We start from the raw sequence: 4228 nt of genomic DNA on the forward strand, positions 1-4228 counted from the left end.
GCGCCGCCCGGGGGGCGGGCGGGCGCTCATCCACCCAGGGGACGGCTCACACCTGAAGCGTCTTCTCGACCTCGGACAGCTTGTAGCGGGCCATCGCCAGGTTGGCGCTGGCGCGGTGCAGGGCCACGTACAGGAACAGGCCCTCCTTGCCCGAAAGCGGGCGGATGAGGTGGTACTGCTCGCCGAGCGTGATGAGGATGTCCTCGATGCGGTCCTTGATGCCCAGCATGCTCATGGCCTTCATCTTGGAACGCACGACCTCGGTGTTGGCCGCCGCCGCCGTCTCGATGTTGAAGGCCGGGTTGCCGCCCACGCTGCCCAGGCACATGCCGCTCTTCGAGTCCGCCAGACAGGCCGCGAAGGCCCCCTCGATTTTCAGCGTCTCTTCCAGGGACTGCTTCACGTTCGCCATGACTTCGCTTTCTACCAGGGGGTGAGTGGGAGGCTTCGCGACAGTGGGAATCAGCTCATCCAGGCCATACGTCAATTGGCTGGAATAGGTGCGCGGCTGCGGGACGAACATGGCCTGGGCGTCCGTCAGCGACAGCAAGGCCTCCAGCTGCTCCGACATGTGGCGGCGCAGCAGGTCCCTCATGGTGTCCCGGGGAACCAGGCCCCACGTCACCAGCGTCTCGCAGAAGTTGCCCCCGCTCTGCCGGCACTCCGCCACCACCTGCTCGACGTCCTCGCGGCTGACCACCCGCTCCCGGATGAGCACCGAGGAGAAGTTGAGCGCCCCCGGCCCGTTGAGGACCGCCCAGGCCACCTTCCGCGCCACCACGAAGATGCGCCCGGAAACGGAGGTGGAGCGGACCACGACCTCCCCACCCAGTTTGCTCTCCAGGGCCTCGTGAAGCACGGTCCGTACGACCTGGCGGGGCACCGAAGTCTGGGGGCGGGCGACAGATTCCATGAGGAGGGTCCAACCTGCTCCAGTTGGGAATGCGGCGGGAGGGCGATGAATGAGGCGTATATATACAGTCAGGGCGAATCATCGCAACTGCACTGTAAAATTTGGCGGAATCAGGCAGCGGTGGGGTTTTTAAGACTCATTCTGGGGTAGGGGAGCCCGCAGCGCAAGAATTCAAAACCGTTGGAAAGGTGACATACATTGTCGCCGCAACAGGGAGTGAGGGTTCTTCGCGGGAGCGCGGGCCTGGCTGGCAATGGCAGACCTCCAGGGGAGGGGTGCCTGTGTGGGATGAGGGGCGGCCAAGAGGACGTCCGGCGTCTTCTCCCGAATGAGGGTTTCCTCGAAGATGCGGGCGTGAACGCGTCTGCCCGAGCCCTCCGCCCGCCTCCTTCTTCCTCCCGTCCCTGGCTGGGGGCCCTGGCCCTGGCCCTGGTGCTCGCCCTGTCGGGCTGTTCCGCCTTCTCCCGGGCGGTGAAGGAGGGAGACGCCGCCAGCCAGGAGCAGAAGTGGGCGGAGGCGGAGGCTGCCTATCTGCGCGCGCTGGCGGCGGACCCGGAGGCCTCCGAGGTCAAGGTGAAGCTGGGCAAGGTGCGTCAGGCCTGGAGCGAGGTGGTGCTGGAGGATGCGCGCGCCGTGCATGCCTCCGGGGACCTGGATGGCGCGATGAAGCGCCTGGTGCGCGCGCTGGAGCTCAACGCGGACAACGGCTCGGCGCGGGAGCTGCTTGGCGCCACGTTGGATGCGCGCGTGGCGGCGGGCAACGTGGCGTTGAAGGCGGAGCGGTTGCAGGACGCGCGCACGGAGTTCGACGCGGTGCTGTCGGTGGCGCCGGACCACGCGGCCGCCAGGCGGGGCGTGGACGGCGTGCAGGTGGCCTGGGCGCGGCGCTGGTTCGGTACGGGTGAGGGCCTGGAGAAGGCCGGCAAGCTGGGCAACGCGCTGGTGGCCTACGTCCGCGCGGACCAGGAGCGCGTGGGCGCCACCGCGGCGCGGGAGCGAGCCGAGGCCGTGCGCCAGAAGCTGCGCGACGAGGTGGCCTTCCTGGTGGTGGCCTCGCCGGTGGAGGACCGGGCCGGAGCGCCGGACGTGGCGCAGCGGCTGGCGGCCGGCCGGCTGGCGGCGATGCTGCCCACGCAGCTGCCCCTGCGCGTGGTGACGGAGGCCCCGGCGGGCCGCGAAGGCGTGACGCTGGACTTGTCACTGGAGCGGGTGCTTCCGCTGCAGGTGGTGGAGGAGTCGCAGCGCACGCAGCGCTACCTCGCCGGCAACCGCTCCGTGCCCAACCCGCGCCGCGGCGGCTTCGAGACCCAGCTCTTGAAGGCCGAGCGCGCCCTGGAGGACGTTGAGCGCAAGCAGGCCGCCGCGCTGCGGGAGTACCTGCGCCTGCAGGCGGAGCTGTCCATGGTGCGCGTGGCCGCCGAGCGCTGCCGCGAGCGGGAGCGCCGCCAGTGCCGCGAGGCCCTGCTGGAGTGCGGCGACGCCGCGCGAGAGGCCAGCGGCCCCGGGGAGCTGCCCAGCGAGTGCAACCCGTCCCGCTGTGACACCAAGGCGTGCGTCGCCGAGGAGGTGCTGCTGGTGGCCAAGGCCGCCGCGTCCCTGGAGAAGGAGAAGGCGCTGGAGGCCGCGCTGGACAAGGCCGAGGGTCAGCGCACGGCTGTGCAGCGGCACCGCGACGCGACCTTCCGCGAGCCCATCACCGTGGAGGAGCCCATGTATTCGGACTTCGTGTTCGACGTGCAGCTCCACCGGCTCACCGTGACGGCCTCTGTCACCGCGGTGATGCGGGACTTGCTCAAGGAGCAGCAGGTGCCCGCGCCCAACACGCAGGACTACGCGGTGATGCACGAGGACACGGCGCACAAGGGCTACGACAGGTACGGCGTGCTCGCGGACCCGGTGCAGCTGCGCAACGAGCTGGAGCTGCGCGTGGAGGTGGGCGACAAGGCGGTGTCGGATGTCGCTCGCCGCGTGAAGGAGCGCTTTGACGCCTACCGCGGCAAGCGCGTGCAGGACGCCCGCCGCGGCATGGTCCGCCCCGGCGCCGAGGACGTGGTGGAGACCGCCGTGCGCGCGCTCCTGCTCACCGCGGACGCGCCGCCGCAGGACATCCTCCAGCCGCTGGGCCGCGCGCGCGGCCTGAATCGCCCGGAGAGCCTGGTGGGGCTGTAGTGCTTCCGTTGTCATTGTCTATTTTCAGGACGAATGAATCCGGACGGTCGGTGAAGGGTGTCCTGCTTCAGGACAGCCTGTCTGAATATCAGTCAGCTTGTCTTCTACGGACAACCCCTTAGAAGCACTGCGGTTTGAAGGTAAAATGTAAAGGTAGTTTACGAAAAGCCGTGGGGCCCTGGAGTCCAGGCACACCGCGTTGAACAGGGAGCCATCAGAAAACCTGAATGACGGCGATGACTTGGCTGCTGGCATGGCGGCTGCTTGGTCGGCTGCGAACCACTCATCCCAACAAGGATGTCCATGTCACAGTCCAAGTTCGTCGGCGCCCTCACGGGCCTGGCGCTGCTCGCCGGTTGCGGCGGCAGCGATGGCACCACCCCCACCTCCGAGGAGACGCTCAGCCAGGGGATGTCGTGGGAGGAGTTCCTCGCCCAGGTGTACCAGGAGCCGGAGACGGGCATCTTCATCGCCGACGGTGACACGCCGTTCGCGACCGAGAAGCACCTGCGCGAGTTCTACGACAACAACGTCAAGAACGGGCAGCTCATCGTCCACCGCGTGGGCGGAGCGGACGCGAAGTGGAGCGACACGCAGAAGCTGAACCTCAGCTACTGTGTGAGCACCACCTTCGGCAGCAACTACAACCGCATGGTCCAGGCGATGGCCAGCGCGACGGGGGCGTGGGAGGCCGCCGGCCACGTGAAGTTCGTTCACGTCTCCGCGCAGGACTCCAACTGCAACGCCAGCAACGGCAACGTGCTGTTCGACGTGAGCCCCATCAACGCGGGAGGCCAGTACCTGGCGCGCGCGTTCTTCCCGGGTGACGCGCGCGCGCAGCGCAACGTCGTGTTCGACCCCAGCTCGTTCCAGCCGCTGGGCGTCTGGACGCTGGAGGGCATCACCCGCCACGAGCTGGGCCACGTGCTCGGCTTCCGTCACGAGCACACCCGCCCCGAGTCTGGCACCTGCTTCGAGGACAGCAACTGGCGCGCGCTGACCACCTACGACGGCTCCTCCGTCATGCACTACCCGCAGTGCAACGGCACCCAGAACGGTGACCTGGTGCTGACCACGAAGGACGTCCAGGGCATCCAGGCGCTCTACGGCACGCCGAACGGTGAGCCGCCCCCGCCTCCCCCGCCG

3 protein-coding genes are annotated in these 4228 nt (G+C 68.5%); 2 read left to right on the forward strand and 1 reads right to left on the reverse strand.

All coding sequences use genetic code 11. The annotated features are described in order from the left end of the window. Nucleotides 1-46: 46 nt before the first annotated feature. Nucleotides 47-859 carry a hypothetical protein gene (locus tag HV824_RS37845; protein WP_176418775.1) on the reverse strand — a complete coding sequence of 271 codons (813 nt, stop codon included), beginning with the start codon at nt 857-859 and terminating at the stop codon, nt 47-49. 342 nt (nt 860-1201) lie between these two features. Between HV824_RS37845 and traC the strand changes: the two genes are divergently transcribed. Further along, nucleotides 1202-3082, forward strand: coding sequence for an outer membrane exchange accessory lipoprotein TraC (gene traC, locus HV824_RS34960; RefSeq protein WP_176418776.1), 1881 nt, complete (start codon nt 1202-1204; stop codon nt 3080-3082). A 297-nt stretch (nt 3083-3379) separates the two neighbouring features. Beyond that, the coding region (locus tag HV824_RS34965; RefSeq protein WP_176425206.1) for a M57 family metalloprotease at nt 3380-4228 on the forward strand (849 nt) is incomplete at its 3' end.

Source organism: Myxococcus sp. AM009, assembly GCF_013372605.1.
Lineage (GTDB): Bacteria > Myxococcota > Myxococcia > Myxococcales > Myxococcaceae > Myxococcus > Myxococcus vastator.